Raw genomic sequence first — 26,437 nt, 5'->3', positions numbered from 1 at the left:
TACTTGTATTGCACATCGCTATGCTTATAATGCGCAACCATTGAACGGCAAGTTAAAGTCGTATTCAAACAATAAGAATATGTTTGAAGTATATAATGGTCATCACGACCATAAAAAATGAATAACCAGTTTAAATGCGGGAATAGCTCAGCTGGTAGAGCACAACCTTGCCAAGGTTGGGGTCGCGAGTTCGAATCTCGTTTCCCGCTCCAAATTTAGTAGTATATGTTGGGCGCGTTAGCAAAGCGGCTATGCAGCGGATTGCAAATCCGTTTAGTCCGGTTCGACTCCGGAACGCGCCTCCATTGTAAAGTTCGTCTGCCCGGATGGTGAAATCGGTAGACACAAGGGATTTAAAATCCCTCGCTCGCAAGGGCGTGCCGGTTCAATTCCGGCTCCGGGCACCATAAGTCATACAAAAAAGCCACTCGCAAGAGTGGCTTTTTTGTATTTAAAGCATCTATGTAATATCAATCTACCCCGAGCATAGGGTCGAATTTATTCGACCTCTTTAGTCCTTGCTATGGCTTTTAGTCGATTGAAACCGACCCTATGGAAGCCATAAAACCTGAACCGTTAGTTTTCCTGATGGGGTGAGGCAGTTATTGAGTGCTCGCTAACCAGTCTTTATCAACTTGAACATACCAATTGCCTGCAGCATCTTGATAGCTTTGCCTTTGTTCCCGCCGCTCGCTAACGCGTGAGCCAGTTAGCCAGCCTAATTTTTGTTGAGGGATAAATTCAGCACTAGGGGAGGGTATTCCCCAGGTGCCTCTTTCTCCGTTTTCATCCAAAAACTGTTGGCAGCCACTGGGATAATATAAACGTCCTTTTAAAATTAAACGGGTGTGCTGAGGAAGTAAGTTTTGCTGTGATAGTTTCAAATGAACCTGTGGGTGTTGACTGAGCATCAATTGATGATGGATCATATGGTTATGCTTGCGTCGTAATTTGTCGCGCGTGTTAATGCCTACCGCGCTCTCAAATGGCTGTTCTTGTTGGCTAATAAGATAAAATTTCACGGCCAACTCCCAATGCTCCATGCGCTTTAGTTGTTGATCCCAAACAATAAAATCAAATGCTCCTAGCGTGGTACCATCAATTACTTGCTGCCAGTTATGCGCCAGTACTTGAAATCGAGTGTGATCAAGCAAAAAGAAGTGCCAAAGAGATTCAAAATAGAAGCCAAGGCGGCGTTGTGACTGGCAGTGGTGATGTAATAATGTGGGGTTAGCGTCAAGTTCAAACAGGCGCGTTCGATATTCGCCGATAAGCTGTTCATACCATGCATTGTCTGGTGCTAAAGCTGATGCTTGCAACAGATTAGGGCTGGCAATTGCCCATGCTAAATCACGCACTATAGGATCGGTAAGTTGCGCTAATAGCGCAGTAAGAGTTTGACTCATTTAAGTCACCTTTATCAATGACAGCATGCGATACACGTGTGTCGTCTAATGCCAAACACGTTATGGAGTTAGCATGAATAATTTAGAACTTGAGCAGCTACTTAATGCGCAGCTTAATGTGGCTGCCATTAAAGATTACTGCCCTAATGGCCTACAAGTTGAAGGCAAGTCTGAGGTTAACAAAATCATCACAGGGGTAACAGCCAGCCAAGCACTGATTGACCAAGCTATTTTGGCAAATGCCGATGCCATATTAGTGCACCATGGTTATTTCTGGAAGGGCGAAAATGAGCAAGTACGTGGTATGAAGCGCCAGCGCTTAAAAGCGCTATTGGCTCATGATATTAATCTTTATGCCTACCATTTGCCGCTGGATATTGCCCCTGAACTTGGCAACAACGCACAATTAGCGGCCTTGCTTAATATTGTCAATACCGGGCCATTAGAGCCAGGCAATGCCTTGTCGGTGGCACGATACGGAGAATTGGCCACCCCCTTGAGTGGCGAGCAATTGAATGAGCGACTACAGTCGGTACTTGGGCGCTCTATATTACATGTTGGTGACTCAGCACCAGCGCAGATCCGTCGAGTGGGCTTTTGTACGGGAGGGGGCCAGGGATTTATTGATTTAGCTGCGGCACAAGGCATGGATGCGTTTATTACTGGTGAAGTTTCTGAGAAAACAGTTCATGTGGCACGAGAATGTGGCATTCACTTTTTTGCCGCCGGCCACCATGCCACCGAACGTTATGGGGTTAAGGCTCTAGGGGAATGGTTAGCGCACGACCACCAGATGACAGTGAGTTTTATTGATATTGATAATCCGGCTTAATGTGCGAGCTATAACAAGGCAGTAACAGATAAAAAAAGACCAAGGTATATTGATACCTTGGTTTCGCAGCAGCCACTAGGCCAAAAAATATAGGTGTTGTTAGCAAGCACAAAGGCTTAACATAACAAGAGAATCAATAGGTAAATGCACATCACAAAGAGCATTGAACACACCATGCTAGGTGCTGAATGAATGTTTACATAAAGTTAATTTACTGTAAAGGCTTTTCGCATTAAGGTGTGAAAATCGGTATGCCAATACTAACCTAATCAGGGTTAAGGGTGAGATAAATACATGAGTGATGAGAGACTAAATGTCTTATTGGTAGAAGATACAGCTTCTTTGGCTGCTCTCTATCAGGCTTATCTTCAAGATGAACCTCTGTCACTGACAGTGGTGAGTAATGGGCAAGAAGCGCTTGAACATATTAGACAACAACCGCCAGATATATTATTGCTGGATTTAATGCTACCCGATATGCCGGGCATGGATATTTTGCAATGGCTGCATAATGAGCATCCCAATATTACTACCATAGTGATTACCGCCCATGGCTCAGTCGATGTTGCCGTAGATGCGATGCGCCTGGGGGCACACGATTTTATTAATAAGCCGATAGAAATTGAGCGGCTTAAAGTGACTTTGCATAATACTATGCAATTTCGGCGCCTGAATCGGTTGGTTGATCGCTACCGGCATGACATTGAAAAAGAGCCATTTCAAGGGTTTATTGGCACCAGCTTGCCGATGCAAAAAGTGTATCGTCTCATCGAGAATGCTGCGCCAAGTAGCGCAACTGTATTTATAACCGGCGAAAGTGGCACAGGTAAAGAAGTGTGTGCCGAAGCTCTGCACCAACTCAGTGCAGGCAGTGATGGACCTTTTATTGCACTCAATTGCGCCGCTATTCCCAAAGAGTTAATGGAAAGTGAACTGTTTGGTCATATTAAGGGAGCCTTTACTGGCGCACTGCAAGACAGAGAAGGCGCCGTGATCCGTGCCAATGGCGGTACCTTATTTATGGACGAGATCTGTGAGATGGATTTGGAGTTGCAAAGTAAGCTACTCCGCTTCTTACAAAGTGGCCAAATACAGCCCGTAGGCAGCTCTCAGCAAGTGAAGGTCGATGTGCGCATTGTGTGCGCAACCAACCGCGATCCTTTGTTAGAAGTGGAACAAGGGCGCTTTCGTGAAGATCTTTATTATCGTCTGCATGTTATTCCTATTAACTTGCCTCCATTACGCGAGCGTGGCACAGACGTCATCAGCATTGCCACAGCGCTGGTACGTCAAGCTTCTCGAGAAGAAGGTAAGTCGTTTGTCGGCCTATCTGAGCCAACCAAAGATCGATTACAAGCCTACCATTGGCCGGGTAATGTGCGACAGCTACAAAACGTAATCCGTAACGCTGTGGTACTGCATCAAGGTGAATGGATTGAGCTTGATATGTTGCCCGCACCGCTGGACCAGCCACTGAGTGGGTCTGCATCTTATGAAGTAGTGGCCAATGCCTTACCCGCTCCAATCGTGCCATTGGCGGTACTTGAGCGCGAGGCGATAGAAAGAGCGATTGGGCATTGTCAGGGTAATGTGTCGCGGGCTGCAGCCTTACTTGAAGTGAGCCCTTCTACAATTTATAGAAAGCTACAAAGCTGGGAACTCTCCCATGATTAATTGGCAGGCACTGCAAGCGCAGTTGCCGGTGCTGGATAATTATCAATTACAACGCATGGAACAAGAGCTTAGTCTTCCGGTCACCGAGCGGCTACTTCACTTGTTTCTTGTCGATACTCAGCAACTTGCAGAGCGCTTACAACAGGCCTATCAACAAGACGATTTTATAGATATGGCAGCACAGTGCCATAGTCTAAAGTCTGCTTGTGGCAGTTATGGTGCGCTGCGTTGTCAATACTTGAGTGAGAAGCTAGAAGCATCCTGCATGCAACAAGACCAAGCAAGCATAAGGTTGCAGCTCCATGCTTGGCAAAATGCGTTAGAGGCGACTTTAATCGCACTACAACAAAGATTAGCGGACTAGGCGGTTTTTTGCTTTTTATCTCGGTGGCAAATAGCGATGTTAAGGTTATTTTGGCAAAAAAAATGGCCAACCCAAATGGATTGGCCGAACTTCAGCAATAAGCTGAAGAGAGCACGGGATAAAAACAACTGTCTTACTACATGAAATAATCGTGCCAACTTTTCAAAGCCCATGACAGCCAGTATGTGTATAAAAAATAAGCGCCTTAGGCTGTTGTAAATTGCGAGTGTGTGCCATTATGCAATAGGTTAATTGCAATGTGAGAGAGTGAGCCTGAGTTGCTCACGTTACTACTGCAAGGGGGTGTTTAATAAATTGCTTGATTTGAAGCTATAGCAATTTAAGGTAAGGTAACGATATTACAATTAAGAACAAACCAAAATGTATTAAAAACTCCGAGTCGGGTAAACCTACGTTATCGAGTAAGCCGAATAATAAGGTTGCCAGACCGTTCAGCAAAGCGCTGTAAGGGTTGCGGGAGAAATGCCGCAGCCTCCCGCATTGGAAAGGTGTTTATGTTTGAATTACAAGATGCGTTCGCGCGCAAGTTCCAGTATCTGCGATTGTCTGTGACAGATGTCTGCAACTTTAAATGTCAATATTGTCTGCCAGATGGCTATATGCCAGATGGTCGCAAATCATTTCTTACCCTCGATGAAATTCGCCGTATTACCCATGCTTTTTCCGCCATGGGCACCAGTAAGGTGCGCATTACCGGAGGAGAGCCTTCTTTGCGCAAAGATTTTACGCAAATTATTGAAACGGTTGCAGCCACTCCTGGTATCGAAAAGGTTGCGGTGACCACCAACGGTTATCGTATGGCAAAGTTTGCCAGTGAGTGGCGTCAAGCTGGGTTAACCGCCATTAATGTCAGTGTTGATAGCCTAGATCCACGTATGTTTCATCAAATTACCGGCCAAAACCGTTTTCACGAAGTGATGGCGGGCATTGATGCCGCTTTTGTGGCAGGTTTTGAGCAAGTAAAAGTAAACGCAGTATTAATGCGTGACCTAAATGATGGTGATTTAGACCAATTTTTGGCCTGGATCAAAGACAATCCCATTCAATTGCGCTTTATTGAGCTAATGCAAACCGGTGAAATGGATGCCTTATTTGAGCGCCATCATGTACGCGGCTCGCTTATTAAGGAAGTCTTGCTGCAACAAGGGTGGCAACAACAAATAAAGGCACATAATGATGGCCCTGCCGAGGTGTTTTCTCACCCCGACTATCAAGGCGAAATAGGCTTGATTATGCCGTATTCCAAAGATTTTTGTGCCAGCTGCAACCGCTTGCGAGTCTCGTCATTAGGCAAGCTGCATTTATGTTTGTTTGGCGATTATGGTGTGGACTTACGAGATTTATTGGCTGATGACCAAGATCAAGCGGCATTACAGCGACGTCTAAGAGAAGCGTTAGCTGATAAAAAAGCGACGCATTTTTTACATGAAGGGCACGCCGGTATGACACCCCATTTAGCCTCCATTGGGGGCTAATATTTAACGCCGTGCTCGGTGTTAAAGCATACAGATTGCCACTGTTCAGCGCTTTAGCTGGGCGCGATGTTTTATTAGATAATGATTGGTATTAAGGGCACTTTATGAGTCATGTTGCGACTGCTTTTGTATCGCTAAAGGTAGCGGTATTAACTGTTTCAGATACCCGTGATGAAGACACTGACAGTTCGGGAAAATATTTGGTTAACGCCATTACTGACGCGGGTCATCAATTGGCAGAAAAAGTCATTCTTAAAGATGATAAATACCAGATACGTGCTTTGGTATCGCGCTGGATAGCCAGCACAGACGTACAAGTGGTACTGATCACTGGCGGAACTGGTTTTACGGGCCGTGATACGACTCCCGAGGCCATTGCTCCGTTATTAGATACACATATAGACGGCTTTGGAGAGTTATTTCGCCATATTACTTATCAAGAATTAGGCACCTCTACCGTGCAAAGTCGAGCCCTAGGCGGCTTGGCTAATCATACCGCTATTTTTTGCTTACCGGGCTCAACGGGAGCTTGTCGTACCGGATGGGCGGGTATTTTGGCCGAACAGTTAGATGCGAGCCATAAGCCGTGTAATTTTGTACAACACTTGGTGGGCGCATGAGTGAGCATATAAGCGAATTAACACATATAAATGCTGCTGGTGAAGCCAATATGGTGGACGTGAGCAGCAAGGCGCAAACGGTACGAGAAGCGCGTGCTGAAGCGTGGGTGTTTATGGCAGAACATACGCTGGCGTTAATTGTGAATGGTCAGCATCACAAGGGTGATGTGTTTGCCACAGCACGTATTGCCGGCATTATGGCTGCAAAAAAAACGGCAGATCTGATCCCATTGTGCCACCCACTGGCTTTATCTAAGGTAGAGTTGCAATTAACGCCTGATATTGCGCGTGGTGGCGTGCACATTCAAAGTTATTGTAAGTTATCGGGCCAAACCGGCGTAGAAATGGAAGCGCTAACGGCGGCATCGGTGGCAGCACTGACGATTTATGATATGTGTAAGGCTGTGCAAAAAGACATGCTGATTGACGGTATTCGTTTATTAGAAAAGCGTGGTGGGAAATCAGGAGATTTTACAGCATGACAATAACAGTAAGGTTCTTTGCCTATATTCGTGAACAAGTCGGTCAAGACAGCCTTACCCTAAATGGTGAGTTTGCTAGTGTGCAGGCGCTACGTTTGCACCTGGTTGCTAAAGGGGAGCCTTGGTTAACTGCACTGGGACACCCTGCATTATTAGCGGCGGTTAACCACGATATAGTGCCACTGACCACCGCCGTGTCTGATAATGATGAGGTGGCTTTTTTTCCGCCGGTAACAGGGGGATAAGATGATCCGAGTGCAAACGGCAGACTTTGATCTTGCCACCGAGTATGCGGCTCTAAGTGAGTCTTACCAAACCGGTGCAATTGTCACCTTTGTTGGCAAAGTGCGTGATATGAATCAGGGCGATGCAGTAAACAGTCTCACCCTAGAGCATTATCCTGTGATGACAGAAAAAGCATTACAACGCATTGTTGATCATGCGAAGGAGCGGTGGCCATTATTATCTTGCACTGTCATTCACAGAGTGGGAAAACTGGAGCTGGGTGACCAAATTGTGTTGGTGGGAGTGGCCAGTCAACATCGCGAAGCGGCCTTTCATGCTTGCCAATTTATAATGGACTACTTAAAAACCCAAGCTCCATTTTGGAAAAAAGAACAAACACCAGATGGCACACGTTGGGTTGACGCTAAAGACGGCGATACTCAAGCGGCTCAACAGTGGGAGCAATAACGTATGGTGGGTGTGTGTCAGCAGTGGAGTTTTACCTATAATAATCGACAATTAGCGGTAATGGAGTGGGGCCCTAAACAGGGAACACCGGTAATTGCACTACACGGTTGGTTAGATAATGCTGCCAGTTTTAGCTTACTGGCTAGGCTATTGCCAGAGGTTCGCCTGATTGCTCTCGATTTGGCCGGCCATGGTTTATCTGATCATCGCCCCTTCGGTCAGCCTTATTATATTTGGGACAATGTGGCCGATGTACGGGCATTAGTGAATCATTTAGGCCTAAATAAAGTAGTATTAATGGGGCATTCTTTAGGGGCGGGGGTGGCCAGCTTATTCGCGGGTGCTTTTCCTGAGCAAGTGAGCCGTATGGTGTTATTAGATGGCTTAATACCGCTGGATTATCCTGCCGAGCAGCTGCCTGAACTCATGGGCAAAGCTTTGCGCCGCGGAGAACGGCTAGCACGCCGCTCACTTAAACCCTATGCAAGCTTTGAACAAGCCTTGGCTACGCGAATCAACAGTCGCTGGCCGGTAAGCCGAGAAGCGGCCACTTGGTTATTAGAGCGCGGCATGAAACAAACAGCGCAAGGCTGGGTATGGCGCAGTGATATGGCGCTGACTCAACCTTCTATTATTCGCTTATGTGAGTCACAAATCCGTGCTTTTGTATGCCGGTTAACTATGCCAGTGCAGTTGATTATGGCTGAGCGTGGAGAAGAGTTATCGCTTATTGAGTCTATGATACCTCTCATCCCTGATCTTGATTTTAAAACGGTGGTAGGCAGCCATCATTTTCATCTTGAATCTGCGCCTGCACAGCAGGTTGCAGACTGGCTTTGGCACGGGTTACAACAAGCAGATACCCCGCAGAAACAGTAACGCAGTGGCTGGTACGCCCACAAAAAAGATTTAAACTCATCGAGTGTCTATTGGTTGGGACTTTTTTTATCTTGGTGCTATTCTTTTGGATCTAGTTTCAGCGTATTTTGTGGCTCAGGCTGGGTGTCTAGTTGCAGTTCTTTTTGTTTTTTACGGGCAGTGGCTAATATGCGGCGCTTTCTATCTTGGCAGAGCCGGATCACATCCCGCTGTTGTCTTGGGCTCATTGTCAGCCAGTTAAAGCGCTCATCACGATGGCGAAAACAGCCTTTGCAATATCCTTTGTTATTGGCCTGACACACCCCAATACAGGGGCTAAGTAGGTCAAAAAACTCCAGTTGCTCCATCTTATGTCCTCCACTGACGGGCTCACACTAAGGCTGAGTAATGGTGTTTATTTTTTGTCCTGATCATTAGGATGATAGCTATCACGAGGAGCGGGTGGCACTCCCCAATTATCTTCTTGTTCTTTATTTTTTCTTTCTTCTTGATCCCAATCTTTCAGCTGCATTTTATCGCGGTTGCGCTTTACCGAGCGCTCTACTCGTTTAGTGTCTTTGAGTGCACTCACAAATAAACCGACAATAAATAACAAGGGCAAGGCAATCCACAGTAATGTGCTCATTCTTTAATCCTCTGTAATATAACGGACAAAAATAGTATCTAATTGATTAAGGATATGCGCTTTTCCACTAATTTGCTGCTCTTTTAATGTTTGCGCTACTAATGCGGGAGTCAGTTGGGTTGCGCATTGCGCAGACAGCGGCCTGTAACTTAGGTGCCAGGGTTCAACTGCAACCCCGCGGTTATGCTGTGCAAAAGGTAAATAAAAGCCAAAGCGAGCCATATTGTGTGCAAGCCACTGGCTAAGAGGGTAAAAATAACCTTCTTGCTCATATTCCCAAGGTTCCAGTTTTAATTTAGCATCTTGGGGCAATAAGCTGGGATCATAAATGTCAAGATCGGTGCCCCAATGGTGGCGGCTGGTGCCGGGCAGGGCACTCCAACGCAAAATGGCATTAACACGCTCAGCGTCAGTTAAAGAGTGAGTCTCTATTGGTTGGCTATAAGCATCCAGCAGTGGGCGAGTACCGTCAAATTTACCGTTCCAAATAGCAAGCTGGCGTTCAAAGCTGCGAAAGCTAGAGGCAGGCATCAGTTGCAAACCCGCTTTTGCTGCAGCTGCTTGCATGGCCATAAAGGCCTGCTTAGCCTCAGCTTGCAGGCGGTGACCCGGTTCGGTTAATGGTACCAAGTGACTATCATCTAAGCCCAGTAAGCAAAGAGTATTCATTGCACGCTCCTTAACGTAAGTTAATGCGCTATACGCCCTATAGTTAAATTTAAACCCCCTATCCGAAAAGGGCCTGGGCTTTTACTGACGGCGTATAGCGTACTGTTTGCTGTTATTACTTGCTAAACAGCTCGGCATATTGAGCGTCTTTAAAACCCACAGACAGCTGGCCGTGATTATCTAATAAGGGGCGTTTAATTAACGTGGGGTGAGCCAGTAGCAGGGCGCTTGCTGTGTCAGGGCCCAAGTTGGCTTTATCAGCATCAGGCAAGGTTCTATATGTAGTGCTGCGTTTATTCACCAGTTGCTCCCAGCCCAGCGTATCAAGCCAATGGTGAAGATTGTTGGGATTAAGCCCGTCAGCGCGGTGATCAACAAACACATAACTGATCTGATGCTGCTCTAACCATTTGCGAGCTTTTTTAACCGTATCGCAATTTTTAATGCCATAAAGTGTAGTAGACAAAGTATGTTCCTATAAATAAAAAGAAGCCATGTGGATCTGGGGGCGCATAACATCACAAGCAGAAATTTTGTCACTTAAGCGCTTTGTCTGCAACCGAGAGTAAGAACCATAACAAAAGCCTGATTCATCATGCTTTTTAATGAGTGACATTATACACTGGTGGCCATTAACCGCAGTGGTTACTGTTAGCCTTTTATCGTGTAACACCGCCAACTTAACGATTGAACAGAGGAAGAAGGGGAATGAGATGGGTCTAAATGAGTACTGGAGTGATCGATCTCATTCTCAGGATTTTAAGTTAATCCGTATCGGCTTTGTCGCGGTGCGCTTTCGTTGGTTAGTCAGTTTGCTATTAATGGGCATTGCCGGTTGGATTGCGGTGGATTGGTGGGTGCTAGACAGTGCACATTTTCATCTATTATGGAAAGTTCGGCTGATGACTGGGGTGATGCTAACGCCACTTTTGCCGCTGAGTTATCTATGCAAGCTTAATCGGCGTTGGATGGTGTTATCGCTATTTGCGCTATTAGTTATTTTACTGCTGTTTAATGCGGTCAGCTTGTGGAGTTTTAGGGATGTAGCCACCATGCCCACCGGCTATATGGCATTTCCTTATTTTTTATTGGCGTTACTCGCGGTATTACCTCTGCCTATTCGCTCGGGGCTTAGAGTGGCAATCACTATTACGGCTGCCGTTTTGGCCACCGATTATTGGTTAGACTCTCACACTTTAAGTAATGGCAAACTTATTGAACGAGTATGGCTACTATTGTGCTTTAGTTTGGCTATGTTGTGGGTGCAAACGGGGCAATTACGCATGTTAATGGATTTGTACCGAGAATCGACGCGCGACCCTCTTACTCGGCTAATGAACCGCCGCTTATTTATGGAGCAGTTTAAAACGGTGCGTTATGAGAGCAAGCCTGGCCAAATGTACAGTGTTATCTTGTTTGATATGGATAAATTTAAACGCATTAATGATGAGTGCGGTCATTTAATTGGTGATGAAGTGCTGGTCAGTGTGAGCACTACCTTGGCCGATATTTTAGGGCAAGATGCGATTGTGGCTCGTTATGGTGGCGAGGAATTTGTAGTGCTATTACCTAACACTGAACTTGATCAAGGTATTCGCCAAGCTGAAACCTTGCGCTTAGCAATAGAATCACAACCCATAGTCAGCCCGTTAGATGAAAGTGAAATATTGGTCACTGTCAGTGCCGGTGTGGTGGCGGGGGATAACACCCACAGTATTAGTGAGCTATTGCAGCAAGCGGATGAAGCGCTTTATCAAGCAAAAAGTCGTGGTCGCAACTGCGTTATTGCCTACGAATAACAGAACAAATGCAGAAGGGCTCAGCTGGCGGTGGTTTGCTGAGGTAGCTTGGCTTATACTAGCGGCGAGCCCCCACTTATTCGAATCAAATTCCCCTGCGGGACTATAACTTAAGCGAGATGTCTTATGCCCAAAGAGCATCATGAAAAACGTGCCCTCTATGTACCTTATGCCGGTCCAGCCCTACTTGAAACACCCCTGCTTAACAAAGGCGGTGCATTTTCTAAGGATGAGCGTATCGCCTTCAACTTAGATGGTTTAGTACCTCACTGTATTGAAACCATTGATGAGCAAGCTGCACGGGCATATCAGCAATACACTGCTTTTCAAAACGACCTTGATAAGCATATTTACCTACGTAATATTCAAGATACCAACGAAACGCTGTTTTATCGTTTAGTTCACGATAACTTAAGCACCATGATGCCGATTATCTATACCCCAACCGTGGGTAAGGCATGTGAAGAGTTTTCTAATATTTACCGTCGTGCCCGTGGTTTATTTATTTCTTACCCTGATCGTGACCGCATTGATGATATTTTACAAAACGCTACTAAGCGTAATGTAAAAGTGATTGTGGTTACCGACGGTGAGCGTATTTTAGGCTTGGGTGACCAAGGCATTGGTGGCATGGGTATTCCGATTGGTAAGCTGTCTTTGTATACCGCATGTGGTGGTATTTCGCCAGCTTACACGCTTCCCGTTGTATTAGATGCGGGCACGAATAACCAACAACTGTTAAACGATCCTGTATATATGGGGTGGCGTAACCCGCGTATTTCGGGCGAAGAGTACGAAGAGTTTGTTGATGCCTTCATTCAAGCCGTAAAACGTCGCTGGCCAGACGTGTTGTTGCAGTTTGAAGATTTTGCACAGAAAAACGCCATGCCGGTACTCACGCGTTATAAAGACGAACTGTGCTGCTTTAATGATGATATTCAAGGGACTGCGGCTGTTACTTTGGGCTCTTTAATTGCTGCATGCCAAGCTAGTGGTAGCAAGATTTCTGAGAAAAAAGTGGCATTCTTGGGTTCAGGCTCAGCCGGTTGTGGTATTGCCGAGCAAATTATTGCCCAAATGAAAGCCGAAGGTTTAAGCGACGAAAAAGCTCGCCGGCGCGTATTTATGGTGGATCGCTTTGGTTTGATCACCGACAACATGCCCAACTTAGTCGACTTTCAGCGTCCATTAGCGCAGTCACCGGCTGATCTGGCCGAGTGGCAGACCTCTGGAGACAATATTTCGCTGTTAGAAGTGATGCAAAATGGTAAGCCTGATATTCTAATTGGGGTATCTGGTCAGCCTGGTTTGTTCACTAAAGAAGTGATTCAAACCATGCACTCTCACTGTGAGCGTCCGATAGTATTTCCGTTGTCTAACCCAACCTCACGAGTAGAAGCCACCCCAGAAGATATTTTAAACTGGACCGATGGCCAAGCGTTGGTTGCCACCGGTAGCCCATTCTCTGCGGTTGAGTATAAAGGCAAACGCTTTGAAATAGTGCAGTGTAACAACTCTTACATCTTCCCTGGTATTGGCTTGGGCGTATTAGCCTGTGGTGCTAAACGTGTAACCGATGCCATGTTAATGTCGGCTAGCCGCGCATTGGCGGCCTGTTCGCCTATGGTAGACAATCCTGAGGGGGCATTATTGCCGCCGTTAGAAGACATTCAAGAGGTAAGCCGCCAAATAGCCAAAGCGGTTGCCAAAACGGCTCAGCTACAAGGTCAGGCGCTGCAAATTTCTGATGCGGCCCTTGATGCTGCCATTGAGGCAAACTTCTGGGAGCCAGAATACCGCCAGTACCGTCGCGTTTCTTTTTAAGCCAAGGTTACTGTTAGCAAAGATAAAGGCATGCTTAGGCATGCCTTTTTTTAATAAAGCTTATTTTATGTCGATTTTTAGTTGAAAAACACAAATTCATCCTCATATAACCTAACCTGAGCCCCAGTGATGCTCGACGCTGCCAACATGCCTCGTTATAATGCGGCGTCTAATTTGCCAATAGGGCACTTGATGGAAACCATTTACTTGCATCAAGGTCGTCTCTATCAATATTCAAGGAAGCAGCCCAGGCTGTTTTATATTAACCACAAGGTCAGCACCACTGTGCTGAAGAACATTGAGGTAGAAGAATGCAAGTTTCAGTAGAAGCGACTCAAGGCCTGGAGCGCCGCCTGACCATTACCGTACCTGCTGAGCAGGTTGATGGCGAAATGACAAGCCGTCTTCGTCAATTGGCTAAAACACGTCGTATTGACGGGTTCCGCCCTGGTAAAGCGCCAATGACTGTGATCAAGAAAATGTTTGGTGCGTCAGTAGAAGAAGACGTAGCAGGCGATTTGATGCAGCGTAACTTTTTTGAAGCGGTAATAAGCGAAAAGCTAAACCCTGCCGGCATGCCTACTATGGCGCCTGAGTCAATTAAAGCAGGTGAAGACTTTACCTTTATCGCCACCTTTGAAGTCTATCCTGAAGTGGAAGTGAAAGGTCTTGATGCGGTAACCGTTGAAAAGCCACAAGCTGAAGTACAAGATGCCGATCTGGATAAAATGATCGAAACCTTACAAAAGCAGCATGCTGACTGGGTAAACGTTGAACGTGCAGCCAGCACAGATGACCGTGTAACCATGAACTTTGTCGGCTCTATTGATGGTGAAGAGTTTGAAGGCGGTGCCGCTGAAGACTTCGCACTGGTATTAGGCTCAGGCCGTATGATCCCAGGCTTTGAAGAAGGTCTAATGGGTAAGAAAGCCGGTGATGACTTTACCCTAGAGATTACGTTCCCTGAAGATTATCAAGCTGAAAACCTAAAAGGTAAGCAAGCGCAGTTTGCTGTTAAGGTCACTAAAGTTGAAGCACAAGAGTTGCCTGAGCTAACAGAAGAGTTTGTTAAGCGTTTTGGTATTGCTGATGGTGCGCTTGACGGCTTAAAAGCAGAAGTGCGTAAAAACATGGATCGCGAACTAGCTCAAGCCTTAAAAGCTTCGGTAAAAGAGCAAGTCATTGATGGTCTGTTAGAGCAAAACCCAGTAGATGTACCGCAATCTTTGGTCGATAACGAAATTGAAACCCTGCGCAAGCAAGCACTACAGCGTTTTGGTGGTGCCGATCAAGCCAATGTGCCACAGCTGCCTGCTGAGTTATTCCAAGAGCAAGCTGAGCGCCGTGTACGTGTAGGCTTGTTACTGGGTGAAGTGATCAAGCAAAACGAAATTAAAGCAGATGACGCAAAAGTACAAAGCATCATTGCTGATATGTCCTCTGCTTACGAAGATCCATCTGAAGTAGTGGCACATTACAACGAAAACCCAGAAATGCTGGAAAACGTGCGTAACCTAGCCATTGAAGATCAAGCAATTGAGTTGGTGCTTAGCCAAGCTAAAGTTACCGACAAACAGGTTAGCTTTGATGAACTAATGAACAAGTCTGGTGCTAACGTATAATAACCAGTTGACTTAGTCGTTAAGCTCTTGCGTATAATGGCCCCAGTGTAAGTGCACTCGGGCCATTTTGTTTTAAGGACACTATTTTATGTCAAATATGCATGATTCAATGACGGACGGGCCCTTAGCTGCTCTTATCCCCATGGTGGTAGAACAGACAGCCAAGGGGGAACGTTCTTACGATATTTACTCTCGCTTATTAAAAGAACGAGTGATTTTTCTGACCGGCCAAGTAGAAGATCACATGGCTAATCTGATTTGTGCGCAATTACTGTACTTAGAGTCAGAAAACCCAGAAAAAGACATTTATTTGTATATTAACTCTCCCGGTGGGTCTGTGACTGCAGGCATGTCAATTTATGACACTATGCAGTTTATTAAACCCAATGTCAGCACAGTGTGCATGGGCCAAGCGGCCTCTATGGGGGCCTTCTTATTAGCCGGTGGCGAAAAAGGTAAACGCTTTGCACTGCCTAATAGCCGAGTGATGATCCACCAGCCATTGGGCGGGTTCCAGGGTCAGGCGTCTGATATACAAATACACGCTAAAGAAATTCTCTACATTAAAGAAAAGCTCAACCGCCTCTTAGCCGAACATACAGGCCAAGACTTGGCGATTATTGAACGCGATACCGACCGTGACAACTTTATGTCCGCAGAAACAGCTAAAGAATATGGTCTGGTCGATGAAGTATTATTCAAACGCGATTGAGTAACACGGCGTGGTGTGCGGTACACTCTTAAATAGAGTGCACTAAGCACATCCTTTGCCGTACGCATACGAGGTGACTGAATGACAGATAAACGCAAGGGCGAAGAAGACGGTGGTAAGCTGCTGTACTGTTCTTTTTGTGGTAAAAGCCAACACGAAGTGCGCAAGCTCATTGCCGGCCCTTCCGTCTATATTTGTGACGAATGTGTTGAGCTATGCGAAGACATCATTCGGGAAGAAATTAAAGACATTTCGCCCCAGCCAGAAAGTAATGAGCTGCCTACGCCCCATAAAATTCGTGCCAGCCTAGATGACTATGTTATTGGTCAAGAACATGCCAAAAAAGTACTAGCGGTGGCTGTATACAACCACTACAAGCGGTTGCGCAATGCTGGTAGCACTGAAGGGGTTGAGTTAGGTAAGTCTAACATTTTGCTGATTGGTCCTACCGGTTGCGGTAAAACCTTATTGGCAGAAACCTTAGCTCGCTTACTGGATGTGCCTTTTACCATGGCCGACGCTACCACACTGACCGAAGCAGGTTATGTGGGTGAAGACGTTGAAAACATTATTCAAAAGCTGCTGCAAAAATGCGACTACGATGTAGAAAAAGCCCAGCGTGGCATTGTCTACATTGATGAAATCGATAAAATTTCTCGTAAGTCCGATAACCCCTCCATCACGCGTGATGTGTCGGGCGAAGGGGTGCAGCAGGCCTTATTGAAGCTAATTGAAGGCACAGTGGCGTCTATTCCGCCACAAGGTGGACGCAAACACCCACAGCAAGAGTTTTTGCAGGTTGATACCTCTAAAATACTCTTTATCTGTGGTGGCGCATTTGCCGGCTTAAATAACGTCATTGAACAGCGTTTAGACAAAGGGACTGGCATTGGTTTTGGTGCTGATGTGAAGTCGAAAGATGACAGCTCCTCGCTCAGTGAAATTATTACTCAGGTTGAACCAGAAGACTTGGTTAAATACGGGTTAATTCCTGAGTTCATTGGTCGTTTGCCGGTAGTCGCTACCTTAACCGAGCTAGATGAAGCAGCCTTGGTTCAGATATTATCTGAACCTAAGAATGCGCTTACTAAGCAATATGGTGCCTTGTTTGAGCTAGAAGACGTAGAGCTTGAATTTCGTGATGACGCATTACGTGCCATTGCCCACAAGGCCATGGAACGCAAAACCGGCGCTCGCGGTTTACGCTCTATTGTAGAAGCGGTACTGCTTGACACCATGTACGATTTACCCGCTCAAGAAGATGTAGCCAAGGTGGTGGTAGATGAAACCGTCATCAAAGGTGAGTCGGCTCCCTTACTGATTTATCAGAAAGAGGATACACAGGCCGCGTCGGGTGATTAATTGCAATAATACTGCACAATAGAGTTAGGCGTCATTGGCATCTTTTGTGAGCCCAAACACTAAAGTGCGTTATTTTTGACCAAAAAAAGGGGCGTTATGTCCCTTTTTTTGTTTTTATGGGCTCAATGATTGAATCTTTAGATCCTGCCCCCATATACTTCCCAAGCGCTATAACATTGCATTCAAGCCGAGAGGACACTATGACCCTAGAGCGTTGTGAACGCATCGATACCCCCGTTCTGCCTCTCCGTGACGTGGTGGTATACCCTCACATGGTGATACCCCTATTTGTGGGACGGGAGAAGTCCATCCGCTGTTTAGAAGCAGCCATGGACCAAGATAAAAAAATCTTTCTAGTTGCACAGAAAGAAGCATCAACGGATGAGCCCCTAGCTGATGATCTTTATCAGGTAGGAACAGTTGCCAATATACTGCAATTGCTGAAACTTCCCGATGGCACCGTTAAGGTGTTAGTTGAGGGGGGACAGCGTGCGCGTATGGAAGAATTACGCGAGCAAGACGGCTACTTTGTGGCTCAAACGCAATACTTAGAAACTGAAGCACTAGATGAGCGTGAGCAAGAAGTATTAATTCGCTCCTCTATTACTCAGTTTGAAGATTACATTAAGCTCAATAAAAAGATCCCGCCAGAGGTACTGACCTCCTTGTCGGCGATTGAAGATGCTGCTCGCTTAGCCGACACCATGGCTGCCCACATGCCTTTAAAGCTTGAAGATAAGCAAAAAGTGCTAGAAGTGGTACAGGTAGGTGAACGGTTAGAATATCTGATGGCCATGATGGAATCAGAAATGGATGTTCTGCAAGTGGAGCGCCGTATTCGCGCCCGCGTTAAAAAGCAGATGGAAAAAAGCCAGCGCGAGTACTATCTCAATGAGCAAATGAAAGCGATTCAAAAAGAATTGGGTGATATGGACGACGTGCCCGATGAACTTGAAGCGCTACAGCAAAAAATTGAAGATGCGGGGATGAGCGAAGAAGCTCGAACCAAAACAGATGCGGAAATGGCCAAACTGAAGATGATGTCGGCGATGTCGGCAGAAGCGACAGTAGTCCGCGGTTATATCGACTGGATGGTGGCTGTGCCTTGGAAGAAAAGATCTAAGGTGAAAAAAGATCTTGGCAAAGCCGAAGAAACCCTAGATGCCGATCATTATGGTCTAGAGAAAGTTAAAGAACGCATCATTGAATATTTAGCAGTGCAAAGTCGCACCAAAAAGCTAAAAGGGCCTATCTTGTGCTTAGTTGGGCCGCCTGGGGTGGGTAAAACTTCTCTTGGGCAATCCATTGCTAAAGCCACCGGACGTAAATACGTGCGTATGGCGTTAGGTGGGGTGCGTGATGAAGCTGAAATTCGTGGTCATCGCCGTACTTACATTGGCTCTTTACCGGGTAAGTTGATTCAAAAGATGGCCAAAGTAGGGGTGCGTAATCCACTATTTTTGCTTGATGAAATTGATAAAATGGCATCAGATATGCGTGGTGATCCCGCATCTGCGTTATTAGAAGTGTTGGATCCAGAGCAAAACCACAGCTTTAACGATCACTATTTAGAAGTCGATTACGACTTATCGGATGTGATGTTTGTGGCCACCTCTAACACCATGCATATTCCTGGTCCCTTACTTGACCGTATGGAAGTGATCCGTCTTGCGGGTTATACCGAAGATGAAAAGCTGAATATTGCTAAAAATCACCTGCTGGCTAAACAAGTGGAGCGCAACGGGTTAAAAGCCTCTGAAGTGACCATTGAAGACTCCGCCATTATTGGCATTATTCGCTATTACACGCGTGAGGCGGGGGTGCGCAGTCTGGAGCGAGAAATTTCTAAACTGTGCCGCAAGGTCGTTAAAGAAATATTGCTTAACAAAGACATTAAGCAAGTGACTATTAACCAAAACAACCTGAAAGACTATTTGGGCGTGCAGCGCTTTGACTACGGTAAAGCTGAAGAACATAACCAAATTGGTCAGGTTACTGGTCTCGCATGGACCGAAGTGGGCGGCGAGTTGTTGACCATTGAAGTGGCTAACGTACCAGGCAAGGGTAAACTGGCTTACACCGGCTCCTTGGGCGATGTTATGAAAGAGTCGGTGCAAGCCGCCATGACAGTGGTGCGTTCTCGAGCTGATAAATGGCGGATTAATAGTGACTTTCACGAAAAACGTGATATTCATGTGCATGTGCCAGAAGGAGCCACACCTAAAGATGGTCCGAGTGCCGGTGTCGCCATGTGCACAGCACTGGTGTCGAGCTTAACCGGTAACCCGGTTTGTGCCGATGTGGCCATGACGGGTGAAGTGACCTTGCGAGGCGAAGTATTGCCTATTGGTGGTCTTAAAGAAAAGTTACTTGCGGCCCGCCGTGGTGGTATCAAACGAGTACTCATTCCGAAAGAAAATGAGCGTGATCTCGAAGATATTCCAGAAAACGTAAAACAGGAACTCACAATTTATCCAGTGCGTTGGATAGAAGAAGTGCTAGAACTTGCGCTTGAACAGCCACCAGAAGGCTTTTCTGGCGTCTCTAAATAAGCTTTTTCGCCATACTTGGGGTTTCTGACTTGTCAGCGGCCCCAAGTCGCAGTAGCCTTGAGCACAATAATTTAGCTACGCTGTTACTAGGTAGCCTGTTTATGTGAATCAGCCGGCATGGATCCCTGTTGGGGAGCAAGCCATTCATTTACTGTATTAATAATAAAATAGACGGGTTGCTGCTAAGCAGTAACGTATTAACGACAAGGGGAATGACTTTGAATAAATCGCAACTGATCGACAAAATTGCCGATGGCGCCGACATTAGCAAAGCAGCAGCTGGCCGTGCCTTAGACGCCTTTGTTGACTCTATTACCGAGACATTAAAAGAAGGCGATACTGTTTCTTTAGTGGGCTTTGGTACCTTTTCTGTGCGCGAACGCGCTGCTCGTACCGGCCGTAACCCACAAACCGGTGCTGCAATTGAGATTGCTGCAGCTAAAACACCTGGCTTTAAAGCCGGTAAAGGTTTAAAAGACGCAGTGAACTAAAGACGTGTGTGCAGGGCATTAAGTCCGCTAGCAAGCATGTTAGAAGGCGCATCACATTGGTGCGCTTTTTTTCGATTACCACTCAATATCCCATCTGCGGGAGTAAAAGCACATTATGTTTTTTGACAAATTAAGAGCGGGCGCTCAAGGCACAGTGTCTAAAGTCATCCTAGTATTAATTATTTTATCTTTTGCCCTCGCCGGGGTTGGTAGCTACGTTACGCAGCCTAAAGAAGAAGTGGCAGCTGTGGTTAATGGCGAAGATGTGACGGCTCAGATGCTGGAAAATGCCTACCGCAATGAGCGCACTCGGTTAGAAGGTCAACTGGGTCCGCAGTTTAGTGAGCTACTGGGTGATCCTTTATATGTAGAGCAGTTACGCCGTTCGGTACTTGAGCAGTTAATAGAACAGCGCTTAATTGATCAAAAAGTGCAAGAGCTCAACTTATACGCCAGTGACAGCCAAGTGCGTAATGCCATTCGTGAACTGCCTGAATTTCAGCAAGACAACCAATTTAACAACGAGCGCTATCAACAGTTATTATCGCGCAGTGGCATTACCCCTGAGCAGCTGCGTGATAATATGCGCCAAGACTTAAGTCGCCAGATGTTATTAAATGCCGTTATTGGTTCAAGCTTTACCTTAGAAGCCGAAGCAGGCTTGCTTGATACACTTAGCCGCCAACAGCGCCATGCTGAATTAGTGCGTTTGCCGCTTGAAAATTTTAGTAACGAGGTGACGTTAACCTCAGCACAGGCCAAGGCGTATTATGAACAGCACGCCAACCAGTTTCAGCGCCCAGAGCAAGTTAAAATCAACTATGTATTGCTAGATGCTAGCGCACAAGCTAATGCCGCTGTGGATGAGGCTGATATAGAGGCAGAGTATCAGGCCAACTTATCCGCTTATACACAGCCAGAGCAGCGCCAAGTTGCTCATATCATGTTAAACAAAGGCGACGATGCTAAAGAAAAACTACAGGCTATTCGTGACCGTGTGATGGCAGGCGAATCATTTAGTGAACTTGCCCAAGCTGAGTCAGACGATGTGTTCTCAGGGGCGCAAGGCGGCGAATTAGAATGGATGGAGCAGGGAGCTTTAGATCCTGCATTTGATGCTGCTGCATTTGAATTAACCGATATTAACGAAGTATCTGAGATAGTAGAGAGTGAATTTGGCTTTCACCTTATTACTTTGCTAGATAAGCGTGAAGCAACCACCCAACCACTGGCTGAAGTTCGTGATGTCATTAGTAGTCATTTAGTGCAAGAACAAGCCGCCAATGCGTTTTATGAACAGGAACAGCGTCTAGCCGAGCTGGCATTTGAGTTTCCTGACTCATTAGACATGGTTGCAGATGAGCTGGATTTACCCATTGTGACAACTGAGTTTTTCTCGGCACAAACCGCCCCCGAGATACTCAATGACACGCGTGTTCTGACTCAGGCCTTTGCTGAAGATTTTCGCCATCAAGCCATGAACTCCGATGTGATCGAGCTGGGCGATAACAAAGCTGTGGTCATCCACTTAGTTGAGCATAGAGACGCTGCAGTACGTGATTTTACCGACGTGAGTGACCAGGTACATGAGTTGGCGTTAGCCGATAAAGCTCGCCAATTAGCTGCGACTGCCGCGACTGAGTTACAACAAGCGTGGATAGCAGGAGAGCAAGCTGCTTGGTTAGCGGAGCATAGCCTAACGGTTAATAAGCTTGATAAGGTGACGCGTGAAAGTGAACAAGACGGTGCCGTGTTAAGTGCGTTATTTGCCATGCCTACCCCCACAGAGCAAACACCTAGTGTGCGTACCTTAAGCTTAAGTGATGGCAGTCAAGCAGTACTAAAGCTTAATGCGGTGATAACGCCGACTGAACCTTCCGATTCACTAGCGCGAATTCAAGAAGGGCAAACTGGCATTCAAGGGCAGCGTGAATACGAAAGCTTGCTCTCGGCGCTTAAAGCTTCGGCGAGTATTCAATATCGCAAGCTAGCAGCAGATGATAATTTCTAATTATCAATCATTTAAAAAAGGCGCTACGGCGCCTTTTTTAATGGCAATATAAAACGTGAAGCGCATGAAATTTGCCTGAGTATTTTAGCTGTTCGTCGTGAGTTACGCCGCGACGCGGCAAGCCATAGAGCAGACAGCAATAAGCCTTCTATAAAAGCTATTTCGCCAGTGCGACCTAGAGCTGGCGAGTTTCCGTTTCTAGCGTTTCCTTTTCGGTGGTATCTTCGCTATGATGCTAATAGAAATCATATTATATAATGAGTTAATTATACCAAGTAAATTAACGGCTTGATCAGGCCGTAGCCCTTGCCTAAACAAGGTCATCTATTAATGAAGTTGGTATTAATACAGTCGGAGAGCATCTTTTGATTAACGTATTCCTGGTTGATGACCATGAGTTAGTGCGCACAGGGATCCGACGCATACTAGAAGACGTCAAGGGAATGAAAGTGCAGGGTGAAGCCTGCAGCGGTGAAGAAGCAGTACAATGGTGTCGTGAGCAACATCCCGATGTGGTGTTAATGGACATGAATATGCCGGGAATTGGTGGCTTAGAAGCGACCCGCAAAATACTGCGCTTTAACCCAGACATTAGAATTATTGTGCTGACCATTAATACCGAAAACCCCTTTCCTGCTAAGGTGATGCAAGCCGGCGCTTGTGGTTACTTAACCAAAGGGGCTGCACCAGAAGAAATGATTAATGCGATTCGTTTGGTACACAGTGGTCAGCGTTACATTTCGCCTGATATTGCCCAGCGCATGGCTTTAAGCCAATTTTCTAATGACGAAAACCCCTTTAAGCACTTATCGGAGCGAGAGCTACAGATAATGCTGATGATCACCAAGGGTGAGCGGGTAACAGATATTTCTGAACAGTTAAGCTTAAGCCCAAAAACCGTGAACAGCTACCGCTATCGTTTATTCAGCAAACTGGATATTAATGGCGATGTTGAGCTAACACACCTTGCCATCCGTTATGGTATCTTGGATGCAGATAAAATATAGCCTTATCAATGAGTGACTCTTTTGATGCAGCCGCCTTTTTAAAGGTGGTAACAGAGCAACCTGGCGTGTATCTGATGTTTGATGACGCTGGGGTTATTATTTATGTTGGTAAAGCTAAAAACCTAAAAAAGCGTCTGGCTTCATACTTTCGCGCTCAAGTAAGTAGCGAGAAAACCCGTGCGCTTGTACGCCACATTCGTGATGTACAGGTCACAGTGACCCACACCGAAACCGAAGCGTTAATACTTGAGCACAACCTGATCAAGCAGCATTTGCCACGTTACAACGTCTTGCTGCGCGACGATAAATCCTACCCCTATATCATTATCACTGAACATCAACACCCCCGCATTGGGTTACACCGCGGGGCCCGTAAAAAAAAGGGCGAGTATTTTGGCCCTTACCCCAACGGGGTTGCGGTGCGGGAAAGTTTGCACCTGATGCAAAAGCTATTTCCAGTACGCCAATGCGAAGACAGCGTGTACGCCAATCGGTCTCGGCCTTGCTTGCTTTACCAAATTAAACGCTGCTCAGGCCCTTGTGTGCCCGGCTTGGTGAGTGATGAAGAATATAACCATCAATTACAACTCGCGCGTTTATTCTTACAAGGTAAAAACCAACAAGTGCTGCAAGATGTGGCCAATAGCATGGAGCTTGCGAGTAACGAGTTGCGCTTTGAAGAGGCGGCCAAATATCGCGACCAACTTCATGCCCTACGCCGAGTACAAGAGCAGCAGTTTGTAAGCGGCAATGTACTTGATGAGCTAGATGTGATTGGCCTAGCGCAATCGAACCATCAAGCTTGTGTGCAAGTATTGTTTATTCGCCAAGGCAATGTGTTGGGAAGTCGGAGTTACTTTCCTAAAATGCCTGCCGGTACCGAGGCCGAAGAAATACTAGAAAGTTTTGTGCTGCAATTTTACTTAGCGGGTATTGGCGGGCGAGAGGCGCCCGCAGAAATTCTGTTAGATCATACCTTGGCCGACGAAGAGGCGTTAAGTGAGGCATTAAGTCAGCACTTTAACCGCCGTATCAAATTACGTAGCCGCACTCGTGCCGAGCGAGCGCGATTTATTAAGCTGGCTCATACCAATGCTGAAACAGCCCTTGCCAGTCATTTAGCTCATAAAAGCACCCAACGCCAGCGCCTGCTTCAGTTAGAAGAGGTGCTGGCTTGCCCGCCCATTTCTCGTATGGAGTGCTTTGATATCTCCCATACCATGGGAGAGAAAACCGTCGCTTCTTGTGTGGTCTTTAATCAAGAGGGCCCGCAAAAAAGTGAATATCGGCGCTTTAATATTACCGGGATTACCGGCGGCGATGATTATGCGGCCATGGAACAAGCCCTAAGCCGCCGCTTTCATCAGGCGGAGCTTGATAAACTGCCTGATATCTTATTTATTGACGGTGGTTTGGGACAGTTAGCAAGAGCTGAAGAAGTGATTGCCCGTGAATTAGTAGACAGCCCACGGCAACCATTGCTTATTGGCATTGCTAAAGGTGTGACCCGTAAGGCTGGCCTAGAAACCTTAATTATGGGGGGCAACCATGAAGAGCGACATTTACCTGCCGACTTACCGGCATTGCACCTTATTCAACATATTCGTGATGAATCGCACCGCTTTGCTATTACCGGACACAGAGCACAAAGAGGTAAAGCGCGTACCACCAGCACCTTAGAAAGCATTGCTGGAGTGGGCAGCAAACGACGCCAAGCTCTGTTAAAATACTTGGGCGGCATTCAAGAAGTAAAACGTGCAAGCATTGATGAGCTGGCTAAAGTACCAGGGATCAGCCAAGCATTAGCAGAAAAAATTCACGATGCACTGCATCACTAAACACCACCATGCAGCTGCACACGTTAGTGTGCATCACTGTAGCTTTGACTAATGGTCTTAAAATAATGATAAATATACCTAATTCTCTTACCCTGTTTCGATTACTGTTAGTCCCCATTTTTATTGTATTGTTTTATATACCCATAGAAGGGGCCTACATGTGGGCTGCTGCTGTGTTTACTTTTGCGGCCGCTACTGATTGGCTGGATGGTTTTTTAGCTCGTACGTTAAAGCAAAGTACGCCTTTTGGGGCCTTTCTTGATCCTGTTGCCGATAAAGTGATGGTGGCTGCTGCCCTTATTATTGTGGTTGAGGATTACAGCAGTCCCTTGGTGACATTACCTGCGATGATCATGATCAGCCGAGAAATTGTTATTTCTGCATTACGTGAATGGATGGCAGAAATAGGGCAACGTGCTCAGGTAGCAGTAAGCTGGATTGGTAAGTGGAAAACAACCATTCAAATGGTGGCACTCATCGCCTTGATCTGGCAGCACAACCTATACATGATTTGGTCCGGTTATATATTGCTCTATATCGCAATGGGGTTAACCCTCTATTCAGCATACGATTATTTAAAAGCGGCCTGGGGTGACCTTACTGACTCAGCCTAACTCGAAACGCCGTTCATATCTCAGCAAGGCGATATGAAGAAATGGATAGAGTAGGTAGTTAATGAGCTAGAAGATGATTTAACAGCCAAAAATAAGCGTTAGTGAATAAAAAACGTTCGAACGAACTAGAAATAGCAAATTAGTGTTGAAGTCTGTGCGGTAATCATTAAAATGCCTAGCAAGTCAGTGAGGCAACTCATAAAGGCGCGTTAGCAAAGCGGCTATGCAGCGGATTGCAAATCCGTTTAGTCCGGTTCGACTCCGGAACGCGCCTCCATTGTAAAGTTCGTCTGCCCGGATGGTGAAATCGGTAGACACAAGGGATTTAAAATCCCTCGCTCGCAAGGGCGTGCCGGTTCAATTCCGGCTCCGGGCACCATAAGTAAAACAAAAAAGCCACTCGCAAGAGTGGCTTTTTTGTGCCTGAAATTTAATAAAGTTATCCATGCCTTCAGTATAGATGCTACTCGAGGCAATAGAGTTATACCAACCTAAGTAAATATGTGATCTATTTTTACCAATCTACCCCGAGCGTAGGGTCGAATTTATTCGACCTCTTTAGGCCTTATTATGATTTTTAGTCGATTGAAATCGATCCTACAGAAGCCATAAAACCTGATCAGTTAGTTTTCCAGATTGGTATTATCTCCCACGCCACGCCACTGGGCTAGCCATCTTTGCAGTGTAACAACTGCGAATATTCACAGGATATTTGTTTTATTAACCCCCCCAGGTTCAACAAATATACACGCCAGTAAGCTGGGCCATACGAAGGCATTGAAATTAGTTAGTCTTTTTCTGTAAATCCAGAACACTTACCCTCTTAATTCTGAAGCTTCAGAATTTTAAAGGGGCATATCTTACC

At 46.1% G+C, this 26,437-nt stretch carries 25 protein-coding genes, 5 tRNA genes and 1 riboswitch; of the genes, 25 read left to right on the top strand and 5 right to left on the bottom strand.

Annotated elements, in window-relative coordinates; translation table 11 throughout:
- Positions 1–136: 136 nt before the first annotated feature.
- The 3 genes from ACTHY5_RS00510 (at position 137) to ACTHY5_RS00500 (ending at position 407) form a co-directional block, all read left to right on the top strand.
- Positions 137–212: transfer RNA gene (locus ACTHY5_RS00510), tRNA-Gly, on the top strand.
- 19 nt (positions 213–231) lie between these two features.
- Positions 232–305: transfer RNA gene (locus ACTHY5_RS00505), tRNA-Cys, on the top strand.
- A gap of 15 nt (positions 306–320) precedes the next feature.
- A tRNA-Leu gene (locus ACTHY5_RS00500) sits at positions 321–407 on the top strand.
- 195 nt (positions 408–602) lie between these two features.
- On the opposite strand, the gene ACTHY5_RS00495 is transcribed toward ACTHY5_RS00500, so the two are convergent.
- Entirely contained in the window at positions 603–1,406 is an 804-nt protein-coding gene (locus tag ACTHY5_RS00495; RefSeq protein ID WP_441874885.1) for a DUF1853 family protein, read from the bottom strand.
- A gap of 73 nt (positions 1,407–1,479) precedes the next feature.
- Here ACTHY5_RS00495 and ACTHY5_RS00490 point away from each other — a divergent pair, with 73 nt between their 5' ends.
- The 9 genes from ACTHY5_RS00490 to ACTHY5_RS00450 all read left to right on the top strand — a co-directional run bounded on the left by ACTHY5_RS00490 (position 1,480) and on the right by ACTHY5_RS00450 (position 8,446).
- Positions 1,480–2,238 carry a Nif3-like dinuclear metal center hexameric protein gene (locus tag ACTHY5_RS00490; protein ID WP_441874883.1) on the top strand — a complete coding sequence of 253 codons (759 nt, stop codon included), beginning with the start codon at positions 1,480–1,482 and terminating at the stop codon, positions 2,236–2,238.
- Positions 2,239–2,532: 294 nt separating this feature from the next.
- Complete coding sequence (locus tag ACTHY5_RS00485) at positions 2,533–3,912, top strand: sigma-54-dependent transcriptional regulator (protein WP_441874881.1); 1,380 nt, start codon at positions 2,533–2,535, stop codon at positions 3,910–3,912.
- Positions 3,905–4,276, top strand: coding sequence for an Hpt domain-containing protein (locus ACTHY5_RS00480; RefSeq protein ID WP_441874879.1), 372 nt, complete (start codon positions 3,905–3,907; stop codon positions 4,274–4,276). The genes ACTHY5_RS00485 and ACTHY5_RS00480 overlap by 8 nt, the downstream gene beginning before the upstream one ends.
- A 381-nt stretch (positions 4,277–4,657) precedes the next feature.
- A riboswitch (molybdenum cofactor riboswitch) is annotated at positions 4,658–4,804 on the top strand.
- On the top strand, positions 4,792–5,772 hold the full coding sequence (gene moaA / locus ACTHY5_RS00475; protein WP_441874877.1) for a GTP 3',8-cyclase MoaA: 981 nt from the start codon (positions 4,792–4,794) through the stop codon (positions 5,770–5,772). It overlaps the preceding riboswitch by 13 nt.
- A gap of 104 nt (positions 5,773–5,876) precedes the next feature.
- Positions 5,877–6,392, top strand: coding sequence for a molybdenum cofactor biosynthesis protein B (gene moaB / locus ACTHY5_RS00470; protein ID WP_441874875.1), 516 nt, complete (start codon positions 5,877–5,879; stop codon positions 6,390–6,392).
- A complete protein-coding gene (gene moaC, locus ACTHY5_RS00465; RefSeq protein WP_441874873.1) occupies positions 6,389–6,874 on the top strand; it encodes a cyclic pyranopterin monophosphate synthase MoaC in 486 nt (161 codons plus the stop codon). The genes moaB and moaC overlap by 4 nt, the downstream gene beginning before the upstream one ends.
- Positions 6,871–7,119, top strand: a complete 249-nt coding sequence (gene moaD / locus ACTHY5_RS00460) for a molybdopterin synthase sulfur carrier subunit (RefSeq protein ID WP_441874871.1) — start codon at positions 6,871–6,873, stop codon at positions 7,117–7,119. Before moaC ends, moaD begins: the two co-directional genes overlap by 4 nt.
- Before the next feature lies 1 nt (position 7,120).
- Entirely contained in the window at positions 7,121–7,567 is a 447-nt protein-coding gene (gene moaE / locus ACTHY5_RS00455) for a molybdopterin synthase catalytic subunit MoaE (RefSeq protein WP_441874869.1), read from the top strand.
- A 3-nt stretch (positions 7,568–7,570) separates the two neighbouring features.
- The gene (locus ACTHY5_RS00450; protein ID WP_441874867.1) at positions 7,571–8,446 is read left to right on the top strand and encodes an alpha/beta fold hydrolase; all 876 of its coding nucleotides are present in this window, start codon (positions 7,571–7,573) and stop codon (positions 8,444–8,446) included.
- A 77-nt stretch (positions 8,447–8,523) separates the two neighbouring features.
- Here the strand turns inward: ACTHY5_RS00450 and ACTHY5_RS00445 are convergent, their stop codons facing one another.
- The 4 genes from ACTHY5_RS00445 to ACTHY5_RS00430 all read right to left on the bottom strand — a co-directional run bounded on the left by ACTHY5_RS00445 (position 8,524) and on the right by ACTHY5_RS00430 (position 10,206).
- Positions 8,524–8,793, bottom strand: a complete 270-nt coding sequence (locus ACTHY5_RS00445; RefSeq protein WP_441874866.1) for a DUF1289 domain-containing protein — start codon at positions 8,791–8,793, stop codon at positions 8,524–8,526.
- A 47-nt stretch (positions 8,794–8,840) separates the two neighbouring features.
- Positions 8,841–9,071: a hypothetical protein gene (locus tag ACTHY5_RS00440; protein WP_441874864.1), complete on the bottom strand. Its 231-nt coding sequence runs from the start codon at positions 9,069–9,071 to the stop codon at positions 8,841–8,843.
- Positions 9,072–9,074: 3 nt separating this feature from the next.
- A complete protein-coding gene (locus ACTHY5_RS00435) occupies positions 9,075–9,740 on the bottom strand; it encodes a M15 family metallopeptidase (protein WP_441874862.1) in 666 nt (221 codons plus the stop codon).
- A 115-nt stretch (positions 9,741–9,855) separates the two neighbouring features.
- Positions 9,856–10,206 (bottom strand): ArsC family reductase, encoded by a 351-nt coding sequence (locus ACTHY5_RS00430; protein WP_441874860.1) that lies wholly within the window; start codon positions 10,204–10,206, stop codon positions 9,856–9,858.
- A 247-nt stretch (positions 10,207–10,453) separates the two neighbouring features.
- Between ACTHY5_RS00430 and ACTHY5_RS00425 the strand changes: the two genes are divergently transcribed.
- From ACTHY5_RS00425 to ACTHY5_RS00365, 13 genes are all read left to right on the top strand, one after another.
- Positions 10,454–11,539 carry a GGDEF domain-containing protein gene (locus tag ACTHY5_RS00425; RefSeq protein WP_441874858.1) on the top strand — a complete coding sequence of 362 codons (1,086 nt, stop codon included), beginning with the start codon at positions 10,454–10,456 and terminating at the stop codon, positions 11,537–11,539.
- Between the two features lie 126 nt (positions 11,540–11,665).
- The gene (locus ACTHY5_RS00420; protein ID WP_441874856.1) at positions 11,666–13,363 is read left to right on the top strand and encodes an NAD-dependent malic enzyme; all 1,698 of its coding nucleotides are present in this window, start codon (positions 11,666–11,668) and stop codon (positions 13,361–13,363) included.
- Between the two features lie 311 nt (positions 13,364–13,674).
- Positions 13,675–14,985 carry a trigger factor gene (tig, locus tag ACTHY5_RS00415; RefSeq protein WP_441874855.1) on the top strand — a complete coding sequence of 437 codons (1,311 nt, stop codon included), beginning with the start codon at positions 13,675–13,677 and terminating at the stop codon, positions 14,983–14,985.
- Between the two features lie 88 nt (positions 14,986–15,073).
- A complete protein-coding gene (gene clpP, locus ACTHY5_RS00410; protein WP_441874853.1) occupies positions 15,074–15,697 on the top strand; it encodes an ATP-dependent Clp endopeptidase proteolytic subunit ClpP in 624 nt (207 codons plus the stop codon).
- An 81-nt stretch (positions 15,698–15,778) separates the two neighbouring features.
- A complete protein-coding gene (clpX, locus tag ACTHY5_RS00405) occupies positions 15,779–17,059 on the top strand; it encodes an ATP-dependent protease ATP-binding subunit ClpX (RefSeq protein ID WP_441874851.1) in 1,281 nt (426 codons plus the stop codon).
- A 200-nt stretch (positions 17,060–17,259) separates the two neighbouring features.
- Positions 17,260–19,611, top strand: a complete 2,352-nt coding sequence (lon, locus tag ACTHY5_RS00400; RefSeq protein WP_441874906.1) for an endopeptidase La — start codon at positions 17,260–17,262, stop codon at positions 19,609–19,611.
- A 218-nt stretch (positions 19,612–19,829) separates the two neighbouring features.
- Positions 19,830–20,102: a nucleoid-associated protein HU-beta gene (hupB, locus tag ACTHY5_RS00395; protein ID WP_208004770.1), complete on the top strand. Its 273-nt coding sequence runs from the start codon at positions 19,830–19,832 to the stop codon at positions 20,100–20,102.
- Between the two features lie 115 nt (positions 20,103–20,217).
- Positions 20,218–22,113: a SurA N-terminal domain-containing protein gene (locus ACTHY5_RS00390; RefSeq protein ID WP_441874849.1), complete on the top strand. Its 1,896-nt coding sequence runs from the start codon at positions 20,218–20,220 to the stop codon at positions 22,111–22,113.
- 365 nt (positions 22,114–22,478) lie between these two features.
- Positions 22,479–23,120: a UvrY/SirA/GacA family response regulator transcription factor gene (gene uvrY / locus ACTHY5_RS00385; RefSeq protein WP_441874847.1), complete on the top strand. Its 642-nt coding sequence runs from the start codon at positions 22,479–22,481 to the stop codon at positions 23,118–23,120.
- Between the two features lie 8 nt (positions 23,121–23,128).
- Positions 23,129–24,958, top strand: a complete 1,830-nt coding sequence (gene uvrC / locus ACTHY5_RS00380) for an excinuclease ABC subunit UvrC (RefSeq protein WP_441874845.1) — start codon at positions 23,129–23,131, stop codon at positions 24,956–24,958.
- A gap of 65 nt (positions 24,959–25,023) precedes the next feature.
- Positions 25,024–25,572, top strand: a complete 549-nt coding sequence (gene pgsA, locus ACTHY5_RS00375) for a CDP-diacylglycerol--glycerol-3-phosphate 3-phosphatidyltransferase (protein ID WP_441874843.1) — start codon at positions 25,024–25,026, stop codon at positions 25,570–25,572.
- 203 nt (positions 25,573–25,775) lie between these two features.
- Positions 25,776–25,849: transfer RNA gene (locus ACTHY5_RS00370), tRNA-Cys, on the top strand.
- 15 nt (positions 25,850–25,864) lie between these two features.
- Positions 25,865–25,951 (top strand) — tRNA-Leu (locus tag ACTHY5_RS00365).
- The last annotated feature ends 486 nt before the right edge of the window (positions 25,952–26,437 follow it).

It is taken from the genome of Oceanisphaera sp., assembly GCF_052084945.1.
Lineage (GTDB): Bacteria > Pseudomonadota > Gammaproteobacteria > Enterobacterales > Aeromonadaceae > Oceanimonas.
This window is presented reverse-complemented; position numbering and strand designations above follow the sequence as displayed.

Coding starts and splice junctions, on each gene's coding strand:
- ACTHY5_RS00490 (WP_441874883.1), top strand. CDS start 1,480: ATGAATAATTTAGAACTTGAGCAGCTACTTAATGCGCAGCTTAATGTG.
- tig (WP_441874855.1), top strand. CDS start 13,675: ATGCAAGTTTCAGTAGAAGCGACTCAAGGCCTGGAGCGCCGCCTGACC.
- ACTHY5_RS00485 (WP_441874881.1), top strand. CDS start 2,533: ATGAGTGATGAGAGACTAAATGTCTTATTGGTAGAAGATACAGCTTCT.
- uvrC (WP_441874845.1), top strand. CDS start 23,129: ATGAGTGACTCTTTTGATGCAGCCGCCTTTTTAAAGGTGGTAACAGAG.
- ACTHY5_RS00450 (WP_441874867.1), top strand. CDS start 7,571: ATGGTGGGTGTGTGTCAGCAGTGGAGTTTTACCTATAATAATCGACAA.
- clpX (WP_441874851.1), top strand. CDS start 15,779: ATGACAGATAAACGCAAGGGCGAAGAAGACGGTGGTAAGCTGCTGTAC.
- ACTHY5_RS00390 (WP_441874849.1), top strand. CDS start 20,218: ATGTTTTTTGACAAATTAAGAGCGGGCGCTCAAGGCACAGTGTCTAAA.
- clpP (WP_441874853.1), top strand. CDS start 15,074: ATGTCAAATATGCATGATTCAATGACGGACGGGCCCTTAGCTGCTCTT.
- moaE (WP_441874869.1), top strand. CDS start 7,121: ATGATCCGAGTGCAAACGGCAGACTTTGATCTTGCCACCGAGTATGCG.
- moaA (WP_441874877.1), top strand. CDS start 4,792: ATGTTTGAATTACAAGATGCGTTCGCGCGCAAGTTCCAGTATCTGCGA.
- moaC (WP_441874873.1), top strand. CDS start 6,389: ATGAGTGAGCATATAAGCGAATTAACACATATAAATGCTGCTGGTGAA.
- ACTHY5_RS00445 (WP_441874866.1), bottom strand. CDS start 8,793: ATGGAGCAACTGGAGTTTTTTGACCTACTTAGCCCCTGTATTGGGGTG.
- ACTHY5_RS00440 (WP_441874864.1), bottom strand. CDS start 9,071: ATGAGCACATTACTGTGGATTGCCTTGCCCTTGTTATTTATTGTCGGT.
- ACTHY5_RS00425 (WP_441874858.1), top strand. CDS start 10,454: ATGGGTCTAAATGAGTACTGGAGTGATCGATCTCATTCTCAGGATTTT.
- moaD (WP_441874871.1), top strand. CDS start 6,871: ATGACAATAACAGTAAGGTTCTTTGCCTATATTCGTGAACAAGTCGGT.
- ACTHY5_RS00495 (WP_441874885.1), bottom strand. CDS start 1,406: ATGAGTCAAACTCTTACTGCGCTATTAGCGCAACTTACCGATCCTATA.
- moaB (WP_441874875.1), top strand. CDS start 5,877: ATGAGTCATGTTGCGACTGCTTTTGTATCGCTAAAGGTAGCGGTATTA.
- lon (WP_441874906.1), top strand. CDS start 17,260: ATGACCCTAGAGCGTTGTGAACGCATCGATACCCCCGTTCTGCCTCTC.
- ACTHY5_RS00420 (WP_441874856.1), top strand. CDS start 11,666: ATGCCCAAAGAGCATCATGAAAAACGTGCCCTCTATGTACCTTATGCC.
- ACTHY5_RS00435 (WP_441874862.1), bottom strand. CDS start 9,740: ATGAATACTCTTTGCTTACTGGGCTTAGATGATAGTCACTTGGTACCA.
- ACTHY5_RS00480 (WP_441874879.1), top strand. CDS start 3,905: ATGATTAATTGGCAGGCACTGCAAGCGCAGTTGCCGGTGCTGGATAAT.
- pgsA (WP_441874843.1), top strand. CDS start 25,024: ATGATAAATATACCTAATTCTCTTACCCTGTTTCGATTACTGTTAGTC.